This window comes from Butyrivibrio sp. AE2015 (genome assembly GCF_000420825.1).
Lineage (GTDB): Bacteria > Bacillota > Clostridia > Lachnospirales > Lachnospiraceae > Butyrivibrio.
Map to the genome: position 1 here is coordinate 1 of NZ_ATVR01000037.1, position 21,350 is coordinate 21,350.

The 21,350-nt window shown below is 40.5% G+C and carries 19 protein-coding genes; 15 read left to right on the forward strand and 4 right to left on the reverse strand.

Translation table 11 applies throughout. From position 1 onward, the window contains the following. The coding region (locus G585_RS18255; protein WP_034482426.1) for an IS3 family transposase at positions 1–259 on the forward strand (259 nt) is incomplete at its 5' end. 427 nt (positions 260–686) lie between these two features. Here the strand turns inward: G585_RS18255 and G585_RS0113955 are convergent. From G585_RS0113955 to G585_RS0113970, 4 genes are all read right to left on the reverse strand, one after another. Continuing rightward, positions 687–1,886: a leucine-rich repeat protein gene (locus tag G585_RS0113955; protein ID WP_022775818.1), complete on the reverse strand. Its 1,200-nt coding sequence runs from the start codon at positions 1,884–1,886 to the stop codon at positions 687–689. 111 nt (positions 1,887–1,997) lie between these two features. Next, a complete protein-coding gene (locus G585_RS0113960) occupies positions 1,998–3,311 on the reverse strand; it encodes an MBOAT family O-acyltransferase (RefSeq protein WP_022775819.1) in 1,314 nt (437 codons plus the stop codon). A 34-nt stretch (positions 3,312–3,345) separates the two neighbouring features. Beyond that, positions 3,346–3,516: a hypothetical protein gene (locus G585_RS19585; protein WP_022775820.1), complete on the reverse strand. Its 171-nt coding sequence runs from the start codon at positions 3,514–3,516 to the stop codon at positions 3,346–3,348. A 1-nt stretch (position 3,517) separates the two neighbouring features. Beyond that, entirely contained in the window at positions 3,518–5,311 is a 1,794-nt protein-coding gene (locus G585_RS0113970; RefSeq protein ID WP_022775822.1) for a leucine-rich repeat protein, read from the reverse strand. Positions 5,312–5,420: 109 nt separating this feature from the next. Between G585_RS0113970 and G585_RS0113975 the strand changes: the two genes are divergently transcribed. From G585_RS0113975 to G585_RS0114040, 14 genes are all read left to right on the forward strand, one after another. After that, entirely contained in the window at positions 5,421–6,149 is a 729-nt protein-coding gene (locus G585_RS0113975) for a LytR/AlgR family response regulator transcription factor (protein ID WP_022775823.1), read from the forward strand. A gap of 2 nt (positions 6,150–6,151) precedes the next feature. Further along, complete coding sequence (locus G585_RS0113980) at positions 6,152–7,468, forward strand: ATP-binding protein (protein ID WP_022775824.1); 1,317 nt, start codon at positions 6,152–6,154, stop codon at positions 7,466–7,468. 84 nt (positions 7,469–7,552) lie between these two features. Then, positions 7,553–9,247 carry a phospho-sugar mutase gene (locus G585_RS0113985; protein ID WP_022775826.1) on the forward strand — a complete coding sequence of 565 codons (1,695 nt, stop codon included), beginning with the start codon at positions 7,553–7,555 and terminating at the stop codon, positions 9,245–9,247. A 157-nt stretch (positions 9,248–9,404) separates the two neighbouring features. Beyond that, entirely contained in the window at positions 9,405–9,671 is a 267-nt protein-coding gene (rpsO, locus tag G585_RS0113990) for a 30S ribosomal protein S15 (protein ID WP_022775827.1), read from the forward strand. 269 nt (positions 9,672–9,940) lie between these two features. Next, positions 9,941–12,031, forward strand: coding sequence for a polyribonucleotide nucleotidyltransferase (locus G585_RS0113995; protein WP_022775828.1), 2,091 nt, complete (start codon positions 9,941–9,943; stop codon positions 12,029–12,031). Positions 12,032–12,176: 145 nt separating this feature from the next. Then, positions 12,177–13,781, forward strand: coding sequence for a peptide chain release factor 3 (locus G585_RS0114000; protein ID WP_022775830.1), 1,605 nt, complete (start codon positions 12,177–12,179; stop codon positions 13,779–13,781). Between the two features lie 27 nt (positions 13,782–13,808). Next, positions 13,809–15,296, forward strand: a complete 1,488-nt coding sequence (locus G585_RS0114005) for a transglutaminase domain-containing protein (protein ID WP_022775831.1) — start codon at positions 13,809–13,811, stop codon at positions 15,294–15,296. A 62-nt stretch (positions 15,297–15,358) separates the two neighbouring features. Next, positions 15,359–15,712 carry an Asp23/Gls24 family envelope stress response protein gene (locus G585_RS0114010; RefSeq protein ID WP_022775832.1) on the forward strand — a complete coding sequence of 118 codons (354 nt, stop codon included), beginning with the start codon at positions 15,359–15,361 and terminating at the stop codon, positions 15,710–15,712. 31 nt (positions 15,713–15,743) lie between these two features. Further along, a complete protein-coding gene (gene nusB / locus G585_RS0114015; protein WP_022775833.1) occupies positions 15,744–16,145 on the forward strand; it encodes a transcription antitermination factor NusB in 402 nt (133 codons plus the stop codon). After that, complete coding sequence (gene xseA, locus G585_RS0114020) at positions 16,135–17,358, forward strand: exodeoxyribonuclease VII large subunit (RefSeq protein WP_022775835.1); 1,224 nt, start codon at positions 16,135–16,137, stop codon at positions 17,356–17,358. The genes nusB and xseA overlap by 11 nt, the downstream gene beginning before the upstream one ends. Then, complete coding sequence (gene xseB, locus G585_RS0114025) at positions 17,342–17,575, forward strand: exodeoxyribonuclease VII small subunit (protein WP_022775836.1); 234 nt, start codon at positions 17,342–17,344, stop codon at positions 17,573–17,575. The genes xseA and xseB overlap by 17 nt, the downstream gene beginning before the upstream one ends. 1 nt (position 17,576) lies before the next feature. Then, on the forward strand, positions 17,577–18,521 hold the full coding sequence (locus G585_RS0114030) for a polyprenyl synthetase family protein (RefSeq protein WP_022775837.1): 945 nt from the start codon (positions 17,577–17,579) through the stop codon (positions 18,519–18,521). Positions 18,522–18,579: 58 nt separating this feature from the next. Beyond that, the gene (gene dxs / locus G585_RS0114035) at positions 18,580–20,430 is read left to right on the forward strand and encodes a 1-deoxy-D-xylulose-5-phosphate synthase (RefSeq protein ID WP_022775838.1); all 1,851 of its coding nucleotides are present in this window, start codon (positions 18,580–18,582) and stop codon (positions 20,428–20,430) included. A 5-nt stretch (positions 20,431–20,435) separates the two neighbouring features. Beyond that, positions 20,436–21,350: a TlyA family RNA methyltransferase gene (locus G585_RS0114040; protein ID WP_022775840.1), complete on the forward strand. Its 915-nt coding sequence runs from the start codon at positions 20,436–20,438 to the stop codon at positions 21,348–21,350.

Here is a 21,350-nt window from a genome sequence, read left to right on the forward strand (position 1 = left end):
TGGTTTACGTCAATCAATGTCTCGCCGGGGTAACTGTTGGGATAACGCACCACAGGAAAGTTTTTTTGGACATATGAAACAGGAGCTTGGCATAAAATCACGTAAATGGAATTCTGTAAATGACATAAGAAACGCCATAGATGATTGGATTGACTACTACAACAATGACCGATATAAACTTAGTCTTAATAAACTATCACCAAATGAATACTACAGATACATAAAAACCGGAGAATATCCAAAGAAGATGCTGGTCTAAAAAATGGGTGTAAATTTCAAATACTGTCCTTGACATGGGTAGTAGTTTAGTTTTATTACAGGTGGCTGAGCTATTGAAAACGAGCTATATGCCCAAAACAGCAGCTCGCTCTCATTAACATTGGGAGCCGAGGGAATAAAGCCGTATACGTTCTAGAAGTATCAACATCTACTGTTCCCATCATCCTCACCGTCGGCTCGCAGACCAAAGCGTTTTCCTCAGGTTCAGTCAATGGTGGCGTACGGAGCCAATTAATTACCAATTAGTCACTTACGCATATACAAAGGAAAAATATTTGGGCGGAAGAAAAACTTACGCAATAATAATCTCACTTTTGTCTAACTTTGACATCCAATTTGGATCATAGATTTATAATCATGATTTTACTTACCTGATAGAAATGAGTATCTTTTTTGAGCTACAGCTACTACTTTTCAGCATAAATTCTGGATGAGTAGATTGAAAAGCGGTAGTCGGTTTTGTAGAGAGACAGAGCTTCTGCGGGGACATAAATATTGGCATCAGTGCCGTCTAAAAGGTGCTGTCCTATCCGGATTGAAGATGGAACAGTATTATTTATATGAATTTCTTTAAGTGATGTGCAACCTTTAAAAGCGTAGTCCTCTATCGTGGAAAAATCTTCGTCTATTGTTATGGAAGTGATGGTGGTGTTGTTTGAGTATGTACCTGCAATGAGAACCTTTGTTTCTGGACTGCTATCATATAGCAGAGCCGGCTTCTGTGGTATTTCAATTGCAGTCAGCGATGAGTCTGATAGATATGCCTTTAAATCTCTTATGAGCTGCCTTGTATAGAGTTTTTTTCCACTGGAATTAAGATGGAAGTTTGTGTCGTAGAACCACTCACTGTCCATAACGCTGTTATGTGGGTTACCTATGATTTCAAAAGAAAGGTGCTCTGATAGGAAATGAGCATAATCATCGAGAGCAGTGCTTTTATCTGAAGTGGCAATTAACTCTGATACAGCCTGTTTGTTTGCGGGACAATATGCAAAAAGTAAAGTGCCACCTTTTTTGGAAATTAAGCTACTGCGATCATTTAGGTAATCAATATAGTCGGCGGAAATCATATTTTTGTCATATGATATTTCCATATTTTTATCGTACCCACTTATCATTACATTTTGAGGAAGTAAGTCAGCAATATCGCCATATTCATTAAAGGCAGATTTTCTGTAAACAGAGTTAGGGTCCGGAGCGGAAGCCGTTATAAATAACCTAAGTTTTTCCATGGAAAATCTTGGAAAGGCCGACAGCATAAGCGATATGTTTTTTTCAGAATTAAAAAAGTAGGGGAGTATATAAAAGGCTCCATCTAAAGCCTGCCATGCGTAGTCGCCGCCAAGATAGTCTGACAAAGTCTGTTTGCTTTGTTCAGGGGCAAATATTACAAGATCGCCGTCATGGATGTTTGATATAGTCATATCAAGGACAGAAGCTGTTCCAAGAGCTGCATACATACCTAGATTTACCAATTCATATTCAGGAAAGTTCTCTTTTATCGAACTACTGTCTACATCAAATGCCATTCCACTTCCGCCAACAATGATGATCCTTTTTCCATCAGTATTTTTTAAGCGGTTATATTTGTATTTTAGTTCTCCCATGTAGCTCTTTTCATATTGGGAGGGAAGGCAAAACACTGATAGCAGTAAAACGATAGGGACTAGGAGTAATGCCCAAAGGTAAATAAGTTTCTTTTTCATATAAAACACCTTTTAAAATCTAAAATAAATAAACGCATTTTCTATGCCGGATTCAAGCTGGTACATTCTGGTAAATAATACAGCCATGGCCATTATGATAATAACTGCAGCTTTACCGATGATCTTTTTGTTCTCAAGGTATTTTGGCAAAAGATATAATGATAAAACTCCGGTAATTGTAAACAGGATACCGACATCAAAAGAAATTCCTGCCATATGGTAAGTGTCTATGATATTATCAAAAGCATTTGACCAGTTACGCGGAAGCTGCATTATCAAACTTGCTGCAGTGGTCATGCTTTTGGCTCTAAAGAATATCCACAGGAAATTTACGATTAGGAAATTGACGATGAGTCTTAGGACTCTTGGTAATCTGCCCCTAAATCTCTTAACAGTGGTAATGTCTTCAAGCAAAACAATAAGTCCATGACCAAGTCCCCACAAAATGAATTTAAGCCCCACGCCATGCCATATGCCGCTGACTATAAAAACTATGAGAGTATTAAGTACCAGGCGCATTTGACCTTTTCTGTTGCCACCAAGAGGAATGTATATGTAGTCCGTAAGCCATCTTGTGAGGGTCATGTGCCATCTTTTCCAAAAATCTCGCAGAGATTCTGACAAATAAGGGTGATTAAAGTTCATGCTAAGTTCTATACCGAATAGTTTGGCGCTTCCCCTTGCAATGTCGCTGTAACCGGAAAAGTCCGCAAAGATCTGCAATGAAAAAAGAATCGATGCAAATAAAACTGATGGGCCGGAGGCAAGGTCTGGATTATCAAATACTGCATCAACAAGTGGTGCAAAAAAGTCTGCTATTGCTACCTTTTTAAAATATCCAAGGCAGAGAAGTGTTAGACCATCCTTTATCTGAGATGATGATGCTTTTTCGCAGGACTTTAGCTGTGGAATAAGCCTTCCCGGGCGCTCAATAGGACCTGCAACAAGCTGAGGGAAAAATGAAACAAAAAGAGCGTATTTAAACAGGTTCTTTTCTGCGGGGGAGTCTTGCCTGTAAACATCAATCAGATATGAGATCGTCTGAAATGTATAAAAGGATATACCTACAGGCAGAGAAAGCCCCAGCCCAAGGTATTTGAATACAACTAAAAATGAGAGTATTAAAGTTATGCCTGTTGTAAGTAAGAAAACTGACTTTTTCTTTTCAAGCTCTTTTCCAAAGATATAAGAAATAAGCGTTACAAGTAAAAGAATCCAAAAAGACTCAGGGCTTCCATAGAGATAAAATCCCCAGCTTGCAACAAGAAGGAGAAAGGCGCGAAACCTGACAGGTATGTGGTTATATGAGATAAATAGAAGCGGCATGGCTCCTAAAAAACACAGAGATAGGAAATTCATCTTACATATTCCGTCCTTTATCACCAGTTTTTGCAGATATTATCAGATGTGTTGCCACAAGTATCAGCATTATGCTCATCAAAACCAGAGCTATTTTCAGGTATGAGAAGCCCTTAAATAACATAAAAAGGATAAGTATAGGAATTATGAAAAGAAGTAGTGTTTTAAACATTTTAATCGCCTTCCATGGTAAGAGCTTTACTAAGGTCGTTAATGATATTTTGAGTTCGTAATTTTACGCCTTCTGTTGAGAGGTGGTTGTCAGTTTCAAATAGGTATTTTCCTTTGAATAAGGAATCTTCCATATCTGAAATAACAGGTATTTCTAATGTCTCTCTAAAGTATTCGTCCAGTTCTTTTCGCTTGTCAGGAGTGCTGGAATCGGAAATGGCACTTTCGTTTCTGGGAGCATAGGTAAAAAAGAATACGATGCCTTTTTGAGTGAAGTTTGAAGCCTCACTATTTAAGGAACTGATATACTCCCTTGGAAAAGCCTCAATGGTGTAATCCACAGGAAGGTCGTAAACCGGGGTGTCATCTGCAGCATTTGGTCTGTACAGACAATAATCTCCCTGAAGGTTGTAGCTCTTTTCCGCAATGGGATTAAAGTTCTCATCATAATCTGAGGGAGAAAGGTTATAGCTTTTTTCCTCAATCCCGTGTCTGTTTGAAAGGTACTGGCCAAATGCGGAAAAGACTCCGGTATAATTCCTAAGATCGAGCTTTTCTATAAGTGAATAGTCCTCTTCTATCAGGTTAAAGAACTTGTCGTCAAATTTATTGGTGACGCAGAACTGTCTTTTTGATGCGTCAAATTCCGGTGAATCAAGAAGAATGTCCCCTGAATTCATATACTGCAAAATAAGGTCAAGCTGTGGGAGAGCGTTGGTATAAGCAAAGACGCCCATATTTGCGACCTTGTATTCTGGAAAAGCACTCTCAAGCATGGGAGAGTCATAGCCAAATCGAGTAGAGGAGCCTGAAAAGAGAACCAGCTTTTTCATGTCTGGATAGTCACTTGAAAGCCACTGAAGGTAATCCATTTTATCAGGGAAGGTTGCGTAATAAGTTCCGGCATAGACTGGAGCTGAAGCAGCATTTATCCTGAGAGTTTTAATGCTATTACAGTCCTTAAATGAGTAGTCGGATATTTTTTCAATATTGTCAAAGAGAATCACTTCTTCCAGCTGACAACCAGAAAATGCGCCATTTTCTATATCTTTTATGGTAGGGGGAAGGATTGCTTTTTTGATATCCAGATTCTCAAAGGAATTCTCAGTTATCTTTGTAACGACTTTTCCATCTATCTTGCCCGGTATAACAAGCTCTTTTGCCTCACCCTTAAAACCTGTTATCAGTGCATTGTCGCCCTGGACTTCATATTCAAATAGCGAAGGATCAGTCCACTTTGCCCATTGTCCATACAGGATTGATGAGCTCAGGATTTCTTTATTTATGCGGCTTCCAAGGCTGATATCATTCTCGCTGCCTTCTCTTGATGTGCTCCAGGCATATAAGGTGTAGCCGTCTTTGGCAAAAGAATCTTCATATTTACAGGTGTTTATCTTTATATGACTATCATCGGGATAGTCGGTAAAAGAATAGAAATCAAGACAATAGCTTGCTTTGATAGGAGCAATAGATGTAAATATAGAAACTACGCTGGAGTATTTTACCTTGTGAAGTGTTATATTATAGTAGTTGTCTGATCTTTCGATATCATAGTCGCTGTAGTCGCATCCGGATATTTTGTAGCCATCTTTGGGAAAAAGCTGTAAGTGAAGATCTGAATCATAGGTTGTCTCGAAACAATTTGTAGATAATATAAGGTCTTCATTATCTTCGATGATTATTTTGATCTTGTCTTTGGAATCGGTGGATTTAGCATTATCAGAGAAGTTACATGACGCTAAAAGAAATACGATCATTACAGATATTAAATTTACAAACCATATATTTCTTTTCATGAGACAATTATCTAAAAAATCACTTCTATGGTCAATAAAATTCGTATAATATGGTAACTGAGTGTGATTAAACATGTGATATCAAGTATAAGCTTATTTGGAGGTCGTTTTGATAAGCGTAGCAGTGGTTGATGATGATAAAAAATACAGAGAGCTTCTTTTGGAGTATCTGAAAAAATATGAGGCAGAATCAGGAAACAGGCTTCTTATTACGGAATATACCGATGGAAGTGACCTGACTACGGAGCTTTCCGGTAAGACAAGTTCAGGTTTTGATCTTATCTTATTGGACGTCGAGATGAAGTTTATGGACGGAATGGAAACTGCCCGAATAATAAGACAGTACGATAGAAAAGTTGTGATCATATTTATTACCAATGCGCCGCAATATGCCATATCAGGCTACGAGGTTGATGCGCTGGATTATGTATTAAAGCCGGTCAATTATTTTCCTTTTTCACAGACGATCGACAGGGCGATAGGCAGGATGAAAGAGCGGGAGCACAAATATATCTTTTTGTCAGGAAATGGCTATGCATACAAGATCGATCTATACAACCTTGTATATATTGAGGTCGAGGGAAGGGAACTTGTTTTTCATCTGAAAGAAGGAATGGAGAATTTTAGAATAACCTCTCCAATGAAAAAGATTGAGAGTAAGCTGGAAAGCAAGATGCTATTTAGGTGCAGTCAGGGATTCATGGTGAATCTTGAGTACGTGGATGAAATTGATGGAATGGATGTTATCGTGGCTGGAACGAGGATACCTGTCAGTAAGAGCCAGAAAAGAGCATTTGTTGATGCACTGAATAATTATATGAGTGAAGTCAGAGGTTAATTATGGGGATTGATCTAGGCGGGAATATCCCGCGAATATGCACTGCGGTTGCGGACTGGTGCGCATGCGTGCTGTTTTTGCAGCATATGCAGCATAGATTTGAATTAAAAAAACATGTAGCTTTGTGCGGACTCTTTTTGCCTGTAATAGTGTTGTATATGCATCTTACAGGTGGAAAAGATGGGATCTTGTTCAATGTGTTTATGGCTATTTCCGCAGTCATGATGTTTGGTTTTATGTTTTTGCTGAGCAGTTCGGGAGTTTACAATTCGCTTTACTACTGCTCGCGAGCTTTTTTGCTGGCGGGGTTTTCGGCATCATTTTTTTGGCAATTGTACAGCTTCATGTCTGAACAAAACAGTAATCTGAATGCATTTTGGAAGATGATCCTGATAATGATCTGTGACTATATCGTCATCTATGGGATATTTTTTTTCATGGATAAAAGTGACTTTGATGAAGGCTCCCTGGTCAGGATAAGTCCAATGGAAGCTGTAATAAGTGTGCTTGTCGCTTATTTTATCTATATCTTGTCATCTATTAGCTATGCTGGCATCAGATCCCCATTCGGCGGCAGCTCCCAGGCAGATCAGTTTAATGTAAGGACTTTTGTTTATCTTGCGGGAGTGGCTATTCAGACAGCATATCATTACCAGCAGCGGGAACTTTATGCGGAGAAACAGAGTATAGCTATGAGAAATATGCTCAAGATGCAGTACAACAACTATCGCATAGGAAAAGAAAGCATAGAAGTAGTAAATCAGAAATATCATGACTTAAAGCATCAGATAGCGGTGCTGCGTGCGCAGTCTGACCCGGACAAAAGAAATGCTTACCTCGATAAGATGGAAGAAGAGATAAAAAGCTACGAAGCCCAGAACAAAACCGGCAATGAGGTCCTTGACATCATCCTTACAACTAAAGCTTTACAGTGTCAGAAAGAAAGCATTCAGTTGTCTGTTGTTGCTGATGGAAAGCTCCTTGACAATATTGACGAGATAGATATAAGCACTATCTTTGGAAATGCCATAGACAATGCGATCGAAAGTGTCAAGAAGATCAACGACAAAGAAAAAAGACTTATCCATGTGGTGATCTCCGGCCAAAAGGGTTTTGCTCACATCCTTATCAGCAATTGCTATGAGGGCGAGATCAAAATGGTAAACGGACTTCCAAAGACAACTAAAAAGAATAAGGAATATCACGGCTTTGGAATAAAGGGTATAAAAGAAACAGTCCTGAAATATGACGGCAGTACCACCATCAAGGCTGAGAATGGATGGTTTGAACTTAGAATTTTGATTCCTTTGAAAAAATGATAAAATATAAAGCAGAGCAAAGTTATTTTTTTGACATTTTTGCCATAATAGTATATGTTAATTTTTTTATCATAGGAGGTAAATATGGATTACAAAGAAAGATATAACGAATGGCTTGAAAAGTTGCCTGAGAGTGATCCGCTCAGAACAGAACTTATAGAAATAAAGGACAATGACAGCGAGATTGAAGAGAGATTTTTCCAGAACCTCGCTTTTGGAACAGCAGGACTTAGAGGTAAAGTTGGAGCAGGAACCAACAGAATGAATTTCTACACAGTTGGTAAGGCTTCTCAGGGTGTTGCTGATTATATTGTAGCTTCAGGAAAAGAGAATATGGAAAAGGGCGTTATCATTGCCCATGACCCAAGACATTTTTCAAAAGAGTTTTCAAGGCTTGCAGCCAGCATCTTTGCTGCTAACGGAATTAAGGTTTATACATTCCCTGACCTTAGACCTACTCCTGAGCTTGCATTTATGATAAGAAGACTTGGCACTGTATCAGGTATAAACATTACAGCATCTCACAATCCAAGAGAGTACAACGGATACAAGGCATACTGGGATGATGGGTGCCAGGTTTCATCAGAGATCGCTGACGGCATGACAGAGAAGATCGAAGCTGTAGACATGTGGAATGGTATCAAAAAAGGTGATTTTGATCAGTTTGTAAAAGAGGGTAAGATCACAATCCTTGGCGAAGAGTACGACAGGGAATACCTTGATAAGATTGAAGGTATGGCTATTCACGAAGGTGATGAACTTGATCTTTCTATTCCTCTCGTATATACACCACTTAATGGATGCGGTTCTATTCCATTCAGACAGATGCTTACAGACAGAGGATTCAACAACTGGAAGATAGTTCCTGAACAGGAAAATCCAGATCCTGATTTCACAACTGTCGGATATCCTAACCCTGAGGACCCTAAGGCATTTAAGCTTTCAGAGCAGTATGGTAAAGAGTTCGGCGCAGAGCTTTTAATGGCAACTGACCCTGATTCAGACAGATTTGCTATCGAGATCAGAAACGACAAGGGAGAGTATATTCCTCTTAACGGCAATCAGACAGGATATATCCTTGTTAATTATGTTCTTGAGGGAAGAAAGGATGCTGGAACACTTCCTTCAAAGGGAGCAATGGTTAAGTCCATCGTAACCTCAACTCTTTCTACGATCATGGCTAAGGCCTATGGAGTTGAGATGTTTGAAACTCTTACAGGATTTAAGAACATCTGCGGCAAGATCCCTTACCTTCACGAGAACGGCTACACATATCTCTTTGGTTATGAAGAGTCTGTAGGTTATGCTGTTTGCGAGGATATCCGCGATAAGGACGGAATCTCAGCAGGTATGCTTGTTGCTGAGGCAGCAGCTTACTATAGAAAACAGGGCAAGACACTTTGGGATGTACTTCAGGAAATCTATGCAAAGTACGGTTTCTTTGCAGAGGATGAGCCGAACATCGTTCTTGAGGGAATTCCAGGAGCACAGCGTATTCAGCGCATGATGAAGTGGTTCAGGGAAAATATTCCTTCAGAGGTTGCAGGAGCCAAGGTTGAAAAAGTCATTGATTATATTAACGGCTATGAGGATATCCCAGCCCAGAACGCTATCAGACTTTTCCTTGATAACGGTTCATGGTTTGCAATCAGACCTTCAGGAACTGAGCCTAAGATCAAATTCTACTTCTATTCCAATAGGGATAGCAGAGAGAATGCACTTGAGACAAACAAAAAGATAAAGGAAGAGATATTTGCACTGATCAACAGTGTAGAGTGATATTCTGCACTTTACATAATTTGTTTTCTGTGTTAATATGTGTTAGTTGCTGACAAGTTTAACGGCAATAGTAACAGAAACTACCGATACTCGGATCTGGGATACTCCAACCTATATCTGTGTATGTGGCGGATTCAGTATTTAAAGGAGAAAAGAAATGATTTCAAAAGAGAAGAAAACAGAAGTAATTAGCAAGTTCGCAAGAACAGCTGGAGACACAGGTTCACCAGAAGTTCAGGTAGCTATCCTTACAGAGAGAATCAAGGAGCTTAACGCTCACCTTGACAAGAACCCTAAGGATCACCACTCAAGAAGAGGTCTTCTTAAGATGGTAGGTCAGAGACGTAGCCTTCTTGGATATCTCAAGAAAAAGGATATCGAAGCTTATCGTAAGCTCATCGCAGACCTTGGTCTTAGAAAGTAATCTGTTAAAAGAAGACGGGATAAGGCTGATGTACTATCATCAGCCTATTCCGTTTTTTGTATTTTTATAACAAAAGATATATGGGTTCAAAGTTATAATAAAGATTATGCGTGCGTGATCTTTATTATGACCTTGAAAACCATATATCAATAATAATGTTTAAGCTGCACACGCACCTGAAGTACAAATAATAAATGAAACAGTCTGATATGAGTGTTCTTTTGAATTTGTAGATGAAGGACTGCGGATGAGCAGTAGAAGGAGAAAAAATGGTAAAGACTTATTCAATGGAACTTGCCGGACGTACACTTAAGGTTGAGATCGGCAAAGTAGGAAAACAGGCAAACGGATGCGCTTTCATGCAGTATGGCGACACAACAGTTTTATGTACAGCTACAGCTTCAGCGAAGCCAAGGGATGGAATTGATTTCTTCCCACTTTCAGTAGAGTATGGTGAGAAGTTCTATGCTGTAGGTAAATTCCCAGGTGGATATAACAAGAGAGAGGGTAAGCCTTCTGAGAACGCTATTCTTACAAGCCGCGTTATCGACCGCCCTATGCGTCCTCTTTTCCCTAAGGATTACAGAAATGATGTAACAATCGAGACAATGGTTATGTCAGTTGATCCTCAGTGCCGTCCAGAGCTTCTTGCAATGCTTGGCGCTTCAGTATCAGTTTCAATTTCTGATATTCCTTTCGATGGCCCATGTGCTATGACACAGATTGGTATGATCGATGGCGAGCTCATCGTTAACCCTACACAGGAGCAGTGGAACACAGGTGACCTTAAGCTCACAGTTGCTTCTGTTGGACAGAAAGTAATCATGATCGAGGCTGGTGCCAATGAGATTCCTGAAGAGAAGATGAAGGAAGCTATCTACAAGGCACACGATGTTAACCTTCAGATCATTGAATTCTTCAAGGGTATTGTAGCTGAGGTTGGTAAGCCAAAGCACGAATATACAAGTTGTGCTGTTCCTGAAGAACTTTTTGCAGCTATCAAAGAAGTTGTTCCACCAGAAGAGATGGAAAAGGCTGTATTTACAGATGACAAGCAGACAAGAGAAGCAAACATTGCTGACATTACGGATAGACTTACAGAGAAGTTTGCTGACAACGAAGAGTGGCTTGCAATCCTTGGTGAAGCAATCTATCAGTACGAGAAAAAGACAGTTCGTAAGATGATCCTTAAAGATCACAAGAGACCGGACGGACGTGACATCAAGCAGATCAGACCACTTTCAGCTGAGGTTGATCTTATTCCTAGAGTACACGGAAGTGCTATGTTCACTCGTGGACAGACACAGATCTGTGATGTTGTAACACTTGCACCTCTTTCAGAGGCTCAGAAGGTTGAAGGTCTTGATAGCTTTGCAGCTGATAAGAGATATGTACACCAGTACAACTTCCCTGCATATTCTGTAGGTGAGACAAAGGTTTCAAGAGGACCTGGACGTAGAGAGATCGGTCACGGTGCACTTGCTGAGAGAGCACTTCTTCCTGTTCTTCCTAGCGTTGATGAGTTCCCATATGCAATCCGTGCCGTATCAGAAACATTTGAGTCTAACGGATCAACATCAATGGCTTCAACTTGCGCATCATGTATGTCACTTATGGCTGCTGGTGTTCCTATTAAGAAGATGGTTGCAGGTATTTCATGTGGTCTTGTTACTGGAGATACAGATGACGATTTCATCGTTCTTACAGATATTCAGGGACTTGAAGATTTCTTCGGAGATATGGACTTCAAGGTAACAGGAACAAAAGACGGTATCACAGCTATTCAGATGGATATCAAGATCCACGGTCTTACAAAGCCTATCGTTGAGACAGCTATTGAGCAGTGCCGTGAAGCTAGATTCTTCATTATGGATGAGTGCATGAGCAAGGCAATTGCTGAGCCTCGTAAGGAAGTATCCAAGTACGCTCCTAAGATCGTTTCTATGCAGATCGATCCTGAGAAGATTGGTGATGTTGTTGGACAGCGCGGAAAGACAATCAATGAGATCATCGCTAGAACAGGCGTTAAGATTGATATTACAGATGACGGACAGGTTTCTGTTTGTGGAGAAGATCAGGATAAGATCAATGAGGCTGTTAACATGATTAATGTGATCGTTACAGACTTTGAGAAGGATCAGATCTTCACAGGTAAGGTTGTAAGCATCAAAGAGTTCGGCGCATTTGTTGAGTTTGCTCCTGGCAAAGAAGGCATGGTTCACATCAGCAAGATCTCTAAAGAGAGAATCGACCATGTAGAAGATGTTCTTACACTTGGCGATACTGTAAAAGTTATCTGCCTTGGCAAGGATAAGATGGGAAGAATCAGCTTCTCAATCAAGGATTGCCCTAAAGGCTGAATACTTAATGAGACGTAAGTCGAATTTAGTATGAAGCTTGCTCTGGCGAACGAAGCGAGAGCAGAGCTTCTGTATCTAACGTATATTCTTTAAGACCGGCGTGTTCTGCATACCGGTCTTATTTAAAGTAATAAAGGATTGTGCTATGAGTAATACAAAAGAAACAATTAATGAGATAAATAAGCGTCGTACTTTCGCGATTATTTCCCACCCCGATGCAGGTAAGACAACTCTTACCGAGAAGTTCCTGCTTTATGGTGGAGCTATCAATATGGCTGGTAGCGTTAAGGGTAAGGCTACAGCCAGACATGCTGTATCTGACTGGATGGAGATCGAGAAACAGAGAGGTATTTCAGTTACTTCATCAGTTCTTCAGTTCAACTTTGAAGGATGCTGCATAAATATCCTTGATACTCCAGGACACCAGGATTTCTCAGAAGATACATACAGAACACTTATGGCTGCTGACTCAGCTGTCATGGTTATTGATGCCAGCAAGGGTGTTGAGGCTCAGACAAGAAAGCTCTTTAAAGTCTGCGCCATGAGTCATATTCCGATCTTTACATTTATAAACAAGCTCGATCGTGATGCAAAAGACACTTTTGATCTTCTTGATGATATCGAGAATAACCTGGGAATCGCTACATGCCCTATGAACTGGCCAATTGGTTCAGGTAAGAATTTCAAAGGTATCTATGACAGAAGAGAAGGCCATATAGTTACATTCTCAGAGACACAGAAGGGAACTAAGGAAGGAAAAGAGACTTTCATAGACCTTAACGATAAGGCTGCCATTGACAGCGAGATCGGACAGGATGCTTTTGAAAAGCTTCAGGGAGAAATAGAGCTTTTGGATGGAGCAGGTGCTGAATACGATCTTGAAAAAGTTAGAGCAGGTGAACTTACTCCTGTATTCTTTGGATCAGCGCTTCAGAACTTTGGTGTAGAACTTTTCCTACATCATTTCTTGAAAATGGCTACTCCTCCTACAGGACGTAAGTCTTCAGACGGAGAGCTTATTGATCCTTTTGAGCGAGACTTTACAGCTTTTGTATTTAAGATCCAGGCTAATATGAACAAGGCTCACAGAGACAGAGTTGCTTTCATGAGAATCTGCTCAGGACGTTATGATGCCAACAACGAAGTTAAGCATGTACAGAGTGGCAAGGTTATGAGACTTTCACAGCCACAGCAGCTTATGGCTGACGAGAGAAAGATACTTAGTGAAGCTTATGCCGGCGATATCATGGGTGTGTTTGATCCTGGTATTTTCTCTATTGGTGATACGATCTGTATGCCAAAAGACAATGTGGTATACGAAGGAATTCCTACATTTGCACCTGAACACTTTGCAAGAGTACGTCAGGTAGATACCATGAAGCGTAAACAGTTCGTAAAGGGTATCACTCAGATAGCTCAGGAAGGTGCTATCCAGATATTCCAGGAGTACAACACTGGACTTGAGGAAATAATTGTCGGAGTAGTTGGTGTTCTTCAGTTTGATGTATTGAAGTTCCGCCTCCAGAGCGAGTACAATGTTGATATAATCCTTGAGAATCTTCCATACGAGTACATCAGATGGGTGGACAACCAGGATATCGATATGTCTACACTTGTTGGAACTTCTGATATGAAGAAGATCAAGGATATGCATGACAGACCACTTCTTTTGTTCATTAACGAGTGGAGTGTCGGTATGACTATGGAGAGAAATAAGGGACTTATTCTTTCTGAGTTTAAAAAGAACTAATGCTTATCATAAGTTGGAGGGGAATACTTGAGAAAAGGCATTGGAAAAGTTAAGCAAATAATGGTGGCAATTTTGGCTGCGGGAGTTTTGACAACAAGTCTTTCCGGCTGCCAGTATGAAAGCTTTGATGATTATCTGGAGGCTTTGGGGCTAAAGGATCCTAAACTGGATAATCCTGTTTCAACTACTGAAAGCACTTATCTGGTGCCTGAAACTGTCACTGAAGTGGGTGATACCGGTGGTGAAGCATCAGATCAGGTGACTAGTGAGACTACGCCTGTTGCAGAAGCAGACACAGGAGCAGAGGAAGCTTCAAAGGAAGAGAGCTCATCCGATAGTTCTTTTGATGCATCATCAGGTAGATCAAGCGCTGCCCAGGGACAAAAGCAGCAGAGTTCCGGGACTACTTTATCCAAGGAATCTGATGACGAAGATGAAAGGGTCAGGGAATCAATTGGCCTTTCTCCTGTTGGTATAGAGACCATAAAAAAGAGTCAGGAAGGGCTTTATGCTTATGAAAGGCTCACTGAAGCCGGGAAGACTCTGTATGTTGAACTGCTTACAATAATGCAGAATCTTGCTGCAGATGTTATTGTCTCAACTACAAGTGACGACGCCATAGAACAGGTTTTTGACTATGTAATGGCAGATCATCCGGAGATTTTTTATGTGGATGGCTATCATTATACCAACTATACGATCGACAACGTGATCACCAAGATTTCTTTTACTGGCAATTATACCTGCAGTAAGGAACAGGCTGAGGAAAAAAAGGTGCAGATAAATGAAGCTGTTAATAGATGTCTTGCAAATGCGCCTTCTTCAGAAGATGACTATTATGCGATCAAGTATATATACGACTACCTGATCACCAATACTGAGTATGATATAGAGGCTCCTGATAATCAGAATATATGCTCCGTGTTCTTAAACGGCAGAAGCGTATGCAATGGTTATGCAAAGGCAGCCCAGCTCCTTTTAAATAAGCTTGGAATTGACTGCACGCTTGTTACGGGAACCGTAGATACCAAGAATTCCAAAGGAGTCAGACATGCCTGGAATCTTGTAAAGTGCAATGATGCATATTACTATGTGGATGTGACCTGGGGAGATTCCTCCTATCAAACTACAAATGGTGAGAGTGCGGACGCAACCAAACTTCCTGCCATAAATTATGATTATCTTAATGTGACAACTTCAGATATCATTAGGAATCACAAGATCTCTGATGATATTTATATGCCTAATTGCTCAAGCATGGCAGATAATTACTATGTCAGAGAGGATGAATATTTCACATCTGCTGAAATGTCTCTTGTTAAGGATCTGTTTGACCGCAGGTACAATGATGGCAGCAATAATGTGACTATGAAGTGTGCTTCGCAGGAAGTATACGACAGTATGTTTGCACAGCTGATAACAGACAGAAAGGTTTTTGATTATCTGCAGGGGGATACATCTTCCGTATCCTACACAACATTTGCAGATACAAGGACAATCATCTTTTGGCTGTGATGTGGAATTGTGGGAATTGTGGTATAATAATTCATGATTGTGAATAAATGAGGTGACAAGTTATGGGAAAAGAAATTGCAGAGATTGGATCTGTTAAGATTGCAGATGATGTAGTAGCTAGAATTGCGGCTCTTGCAGCACTTGAAGTTGATGGCGTTTCAGCAATGGCAGGCAACTACACAAGTGACGCCCTTGAAAAGGTAAGCCGTAAAAACCTTACAAAGGGAGCTAAGGTCGTAATAGGTGCATCTCAGGTGCAGGTTGATCTGGCACTTATGATGGCTTATGGATATAATATTCCGGCAACTTGCCAGCAGGCACAGACAAAGGTCAAGGCTTCAATCGAAAATATGACGGGCCTTGAAGTTACAGATGTCAATATCAGAATAGCTGGTATTACAATGCCAAAGGCGTGATAAAACATTTTTATAGAATAGGAAAAACGTGATGAATAGAAGTTTACTGAGAGAGCAGATCTTTATGCTGCTTTTTCGTGTTGAATTTAATTCCATCGAGGAGATGGCAGAGCAGGAAGAGCTCTTTACAACTGTAAGTGATGAAGAGTTCTCTAAAAAGGATGCTGATCAGATCAGAGAAAAGTATGAGAAAATCGCAGAAAAGCTTCCTGAGATCGATGAGGCAATAAACAGTGCTACATCAGGATGGGATACAAAGCGTATGGCGAAGGTTGATCTTACGATCATTCGTCTTGCTGTTTATGAGATAAAATATGATGACAGCGTTCCAACAGGTGTTGCTATAAATGAGGCAGTAGAACTTGCCAAGAAGTTTGGACAGGATGGATCACCTGCTTTTGTAAACGGAGTGTTAGCTAAATTTGCGCAGTGAATATACAGTCACACAGGTTAATTCTTACATCAGGAATATGTTTACTCAGGATTTCCTTTTAAGGACTATCACCATAAAAGGAGAAGTGAGCAATTTAAGGTACCACTCATCCGGTCATATTTACTTTACTATGAAGGATGCCGGTGGTGCTATTTCTTGTGTGATGTTCCGCGGTGACAAGGAAAGAGGCGGCCTTTCTTTTCTGATGAAAGAAGGACAGCAGATAAAGGCAAGCGGAACAGTTGATGTATATGAAAGAGATGGGAAATATCAGCTTTATGCCAGAAAGATTGAACTTGACGGCGCCGGGGCTCTTTATGAAAAATATGAAGAACTCAAGAAAAGGCTTGCTGAGTCGGGCATGTTTGACGAAGTATACAAACAGCCTGTTCCCAAATATATAAAAACTCTTGGAATAGTTACAGCTCCTACTGGTGCGGCAGTGAGGGATATAATAAATGTGGCTACCCGTAGAAATCCGCATATTCAAATAATTCTTTATCCCGCCATAGTACAAGGTGCAGAAGCTTCTGAGAGTATAGTCAGAGGAATACAGGCTCTGACAGAGAAAAATGTTGATGTCATGATTGTTGGACGTGGTGGAGGTTCTATAGAAGATCTTTGGGCTTTCAACGAAGAAAATGTAGCACAGGCTATTTTTGATTGCCCAATTCCTATCATTTCTGCAGTTGGTCATGAAACGGATACAACAATAGCTGATTATGTTTCTGATAGAAGAGCGCCGACTCCTTCTGCGGCAGCGGAGCTTGCAGTGTACGAGTACGAGAGGTTCCTTCAGGATATAGAGGATTATGCTTTTACTCTTACCAAGAGCATGGAAAGCAGGATAAGAGCAAGGAAGCTTATAGAGGACAGGTTAAAAGAGAACCTACGACTTTTAAGTCCTATGAATAAGGTCAGGGACAGGCTTCTTAGAATTGATAAACTTGGTGATGCCTTAAACTCAAGGATGGACAGAAAGCTGTCAGAGTACAGGCACAGACTAAATATCGATATAGAAAAGCTAAAGGGTCTATCGCCACTTGACAGACTAATGGGCGGATATTCTTATGTCTCAAATGGGGCAGGAGATAATGTCAAAAGTATTGGATCAGTTAGTGAAGGCGATGAACTTAACATATACGTTACAGATGGAATCATAAAAAGTACTGTTGTTGGAACAAAGGAAATTTCGTATGGCAAAGAAAAGTGAGAGTGCAGAGGAAAAGAAGCTTTCAGTAGAAGAGGCTTTTTCCGAGATAGAAAAGAAAATACAGGCTCTTGATAAAGAAGATATTTCTTTAGAGGATTCTTTTAAAGAATATCAGGAGGGAATGGAACTTCTAAAGTATTGCCATGAAGCTATAGAGAAAGTGGAGCAGAAAGTTCAGAAAATAGCAGCAGATGGCAATCTGGAGGATTTTGAGTAAGATGAGCAAGGCAGGTTTTGAAGAGCGCCTCAGTGAAAAGGCAGCTTTTGTTTCAGATATTATTAAGACTTTTCTTCCTAAAGAGGAAGGCTATGCAGCGAAGGTTTTAGAGGCGATGAATTACAGTCTTTTGGCCGGAGGAAAGAGGATCAGGCCTATAATGATGCTTGAGTCCTATAGAATGTTTGCAGGAGATTCAGCAGATGATAGCGTCATCAAGCCTTTTTTGGCAGCTATAGAGATGATCCATACATATTCTCTTGTACATGATGATCTCCCTGCTATGGACAACGACGAATACAGAAGAGGCCGCAAGACGACACATGCTGTTTATGGTGCAGGAATGGCGACTCTTGCAGGGGATGGTCTTTTAAACTATGCTTTTGAAACAGCTATTTTGGGTGCCATGTCAGGAAAAGAGCTCTCTGACTATGACGCAGATACCAAAAACAGATATCTTGCTGCTTTGAACATCCTTGCTACTAAGGCAGGTGTCTACGGAATGGTGGGCGGCCAGTGTGCTGATATTATGGCTGAGAATTCAACAGGCCTCTCAGATAGTGAAAAGAAAGATGTTCTTTTCTATATTGATGAGAACAAGACCGGAGCGCTTATAGAAGCAAGCCTTATGGTGGGAGCCGTATTAGGCGGAGCTGACAGAGCACAGGTTGAAAAGATGGAGAAGATCGGAAGCAATGTAGGAATTGCCTTCCAGATCCAGGATGATATCCTTGATATCGAGGGAACTCTTGAAGAACTCGGAAAACCTATAGGCTCTGATGAGAAGAACGGAAAGAGTACCTATGTAGCCCTTTATGGGATGGAGAATGCCAAGGCAAAGGTAAAAGAACTTACAAAAGAGGCTACAAAGAGCCTTGAGGAAATGAATTTTGATAATTCATTTTTAGATGAATTATTTCAGTATATGATCTACAGAAAGAAGTAATTTCTATAGTTTGCAGAATAATCTGCTGTAGTATAACGAAATTAGGTAGGTGGAAGTTATGCTTCTAGATGATATAAATAAAACAGGCGACATAAAGAATATTCCACAGTCTAAGTATCCTGAGCTGGCCCAGGAGATAAGAGATTTTTTGATTGAAAAGATCTCTGTTTCAGGTGGTCATCTGGCTTCTAATCTTGGAACTGTTGAACTTACTATGGCACTTCATGTTGCGCTTGATCTTCCGGAAGATAAGATAATATGGGATGTTGGGCATCAGTCATACACGCACAAGATCCTCACAGGAAGAAAAGATAAATTTGATACCTTAAGACAGTTTGGTGGAATGAGCGGCTTCCCTAAACGCTGCGAATCAGACACAGACTGTTTTGATACAGGACACAGTTCAACTTCTATTTCTGCAGGTCTTGGAATGGTAAAGGCAAGAGATCTTAAGAAAGAGGATTATACTGTAGTGTCTGTTATTGGTGACGGATCACTGACAGGTGGACTTGCTTATGAAGCGCTCAATAATGCGGCAAAGCTTGAGACTAATTTTATTATCATTCTCAATGATAATGAGATGTCCATTTCCGAGAGTGTTGGAGGTATGAAGAAATACCTCAATTCAGTGCGTACAGCGGAAGGTTATCTGAACCTGAAAGAGGATGTTTACGCCCAGCTGCGAACCAATACAAAAGTGGTTGATAATATCAGAAGGGCCAAGAACAGCTTTAAGCAGCTCTTTGTACCGGGAATGGTATTTGAAAACCTTGGAATAACCTATTTGGGACCTGTTGATGGCCATAACACAGCAGAGCTTGTGAAGGTTATAAAAGAGGCCAAAAAGGTCAAAAAAGCAGTTATGATCCACGTTATGACCAAGAAAGGCAAGGGATATGAACCTGCGGAGAGACATCCTGCAAGATTCCATGGTACCGAACCATTCATTGTTGAAAATGGTCTTCCACGAAATCCAAGGACTACATCCAATTATCAGGACATTTTCAGCACTGTTATGTGCAAGCTTGGTGACAGGGATGACAAGGTTGTAGCCATAACTGCGGCTATGGCTGATGGAACAGGCCTTAAGAGATTCAGGAACATGTATCCTGACAGATTTATTGATGCAGGAATTGCAGAGGAGCACGCAGTAACTTTCGCAGCCGGAATGGCAGCCGGCGGCTACAAGCCTGTTTTTGCAGTTTATTCCTCATTCCTTCAGAGGGCATATGACCAGATATTGGAGGATGTATGTCTTCAGAAGCTACCAGTTGTTTTCGCAATTGACAGAGCGGGACTTGTAGGAAGCGATGGTGAGACCCATCAGGGAATATTTGATCTATCCTATCTTTCATCTATGCCTAATATGACTATCTGTGCTCCCAAGAATAAATGGGAACTGTCAGATATGCTCAAGTTTGCCGTAAACTATGGGGCACCGATTGCGATCAGGTATCCAAGAGGCAATGCATATGACGGTCTTAAGGAGTTCAGAGCTCCTGTAGAGGCTGGCAAGTGTGAAGTTATCTATGAAGAAAAAGATATATGTCTTTTTGCACTTGGATGCATGGTTAAGATAGGTGAAGAAGTAAGACGGATCCTTAAAGATAATGGCTTTAAGTGTACTCTTGTTAATGCAAGGTTTGCAAAGCCAATAGATACTGAATATATTCATGTTGCATCTTCAGACCACAAGCTCTTTGTCACTATGGAAGAGAATGTGGCAAGTGGCGGCCTCGGAGAGAAGGTCAGAGCCTACATTGATGAGAACAGGTTGGATTGCAACGTATTACAGATTGCTATACCTGATAAATTCGTAACTCACGGAAATGTTGATAAACTCAGAAAAGAACTGGGAATTGACGCACAGTCTATAGCAGACAGAATCATGAAAGAGATACAAAGGTAATATTTATGGCAAAAGAAAAATCAAGACTTGATGTCCTTTTAGTTGACAGAGGATTTGCTCCTTCAAGAGAAAAGGCAAAGGCACTTATCATGGCGGGTGATGTTTTTGTCAATGGACAAAGAGAAGATAAACCCGGAACAACCTTCGATGAGGCCAAGATAACAAGCCTTGAGGTTAAGGGTGATACGCTTCCTTATGTCAGCAGAGGCGGGCTCAAGCTTGAAAAAGCAGTTAATAATTTTGGCTTTTCTTTGGAGTCAAAGGTATGTATGGATATAGGGGCATCCACAGGCGGATTTACAGACTGTATGCTTCAGAATGGAGCCACAAAGGTTTATTCAGTGGATGTTGGGCATGGACAGCTTGACTGGAAGCTTAGAAGCGACGAGAGAGTTGTCTGCATGGAAAAAACAAACTTCAGGTATATGGTGAGGGATGATATACAGGATGATCTTGATTTTGCATCCTGCGATGTTTCTTTTATCTCACTTACCAAGATCCTTCTTCCTGCCAGAAGACTTTTAAAAGATAATGGAGAAATGGTATGCCTTATCAAACCACAGTTTGAAGCAGGCAAAGATAAGGTTGGCAAAAAAGGAGTAGTCAGAGACCCTAAAGTTCATGAGGAAGTAATTCACAGAATTATGGACTTTGTAGGAATAGCAGGTTTTGACGTTCTCCACCTTGATTTTTCTCCTATAAAGGGACCTGAGGGAAATATTGAGTACCTTATACATATAAGGAAAAATCCTGAGAAAAATGATGTGGCAGGGGAGCTGTCAGAGGCTGATGGCGAAAAAAAGTTATCTGAAGTTGTTCTTGAAAAAAGTGGAATATCCCATGAACCTGATATGGAGAGTCTCATAGCAGAAACTGTTCTCAGGGCTCATGGAAAACTTGATAAAAATGCTGGGGAATAA

Coding starts and splice junctions, on each gene's coding strand:
- G585_RS0113955 (WP_022775818.1), bottom strand. CDS start 1,886: ATGGGAGAACTAAAATACAAATATAACCGCTTAAAAAATACTGATGGA.
- G585_RS0114010 (WP_022775832.1), top strand. CDS start 15,359: ATGGGAAAAGAAATTGCAGAGATTGGATCTGTTAAGATTGCAGATGAT.
- nusB (WP_022775833.1), top strand. CDS start 15,744: ATGAATAGAAGTTTACTGAGAGAGCAGATCTTTATGCTGCTTTTTCGT.
- G585_RS0113980 (WP_022775824.1), top strand. CDS start 6,152: ATGGGGATTGATCTAGGCGGGAATATCCCGCGAATATGCACTGCGGTT.
- G585_RS0114030 (WP_022775837.1), top strand. CDS start 17,577: ATGAGCAAGGCAGGTTTTGAAGAGCGCCTCAGTGAAAAGGCAGCTTTT.
- dxs (WP_022775838.1), top strand. CDS start 18,580: ATGCTTCTAGATGATATAAATAAAACAGGCGACATAAAGAATATTCCA.
- G585_RS0113970 (WP_022775822.1), bottom strand. CDS start 5,311: ATGAAAAGAAATATATGGTTTGTAAATTTAATATCTGTAATGATCGTA.
- G585_RS0114040 (WP_022775840.1), top strand. CDS start 20,436: ATGGCAAAAGAAAAATCAAGACTTGATGTCCTTTTAGTTGACAGAGGA.
- rpsO (WP_022775827.1), top strand. CDS start 9,405: ATGATTTCAAAAGAGAAGAAAACAGAAGTAATTAGCAAGTTCGCAAGA.
- G585_RS0113995 (WP_022775828.1), top strand. CDS start 9,941: ATGGTAAAGACTTATTCAATGGAACTTGCCGGACGTACACTTAAGGTT.
- G585_RS0113985 (WP_022775826.1), top strand. CDS start 7,553: ATGGATTACAAAGAAAGATATAACGAATGGCTTGAAAAGTTGCCTGAG.
- xseB (WP_022775836.1), top strand. CDS start 17,342: ATGGCAAAGAAAAGTGAGAGTGCAGAGGAAAAGAAGCTTTCAGTAGAA.
- G585_RS0113960 (WP_022775819.1), bottom strand. CDS start 3,311: ATGCCGCTTCTATTTATCTCATATAACCACATACCTGTCAGGTTTCGC.
- G585_RS0114000 (WP_022775830.1), top strand. CDS start 12,177: ATGAGTAATACAAAAGAAACAATTAATGAGATAAATAAGCGTCGTACT.
- G585_RS19585 (WP_022775820.1), bottom strand. CDS start 3,516: ATGTTTAAAACACTACTTCTTTTCATAATTCCTATACTTATCCTTTTT.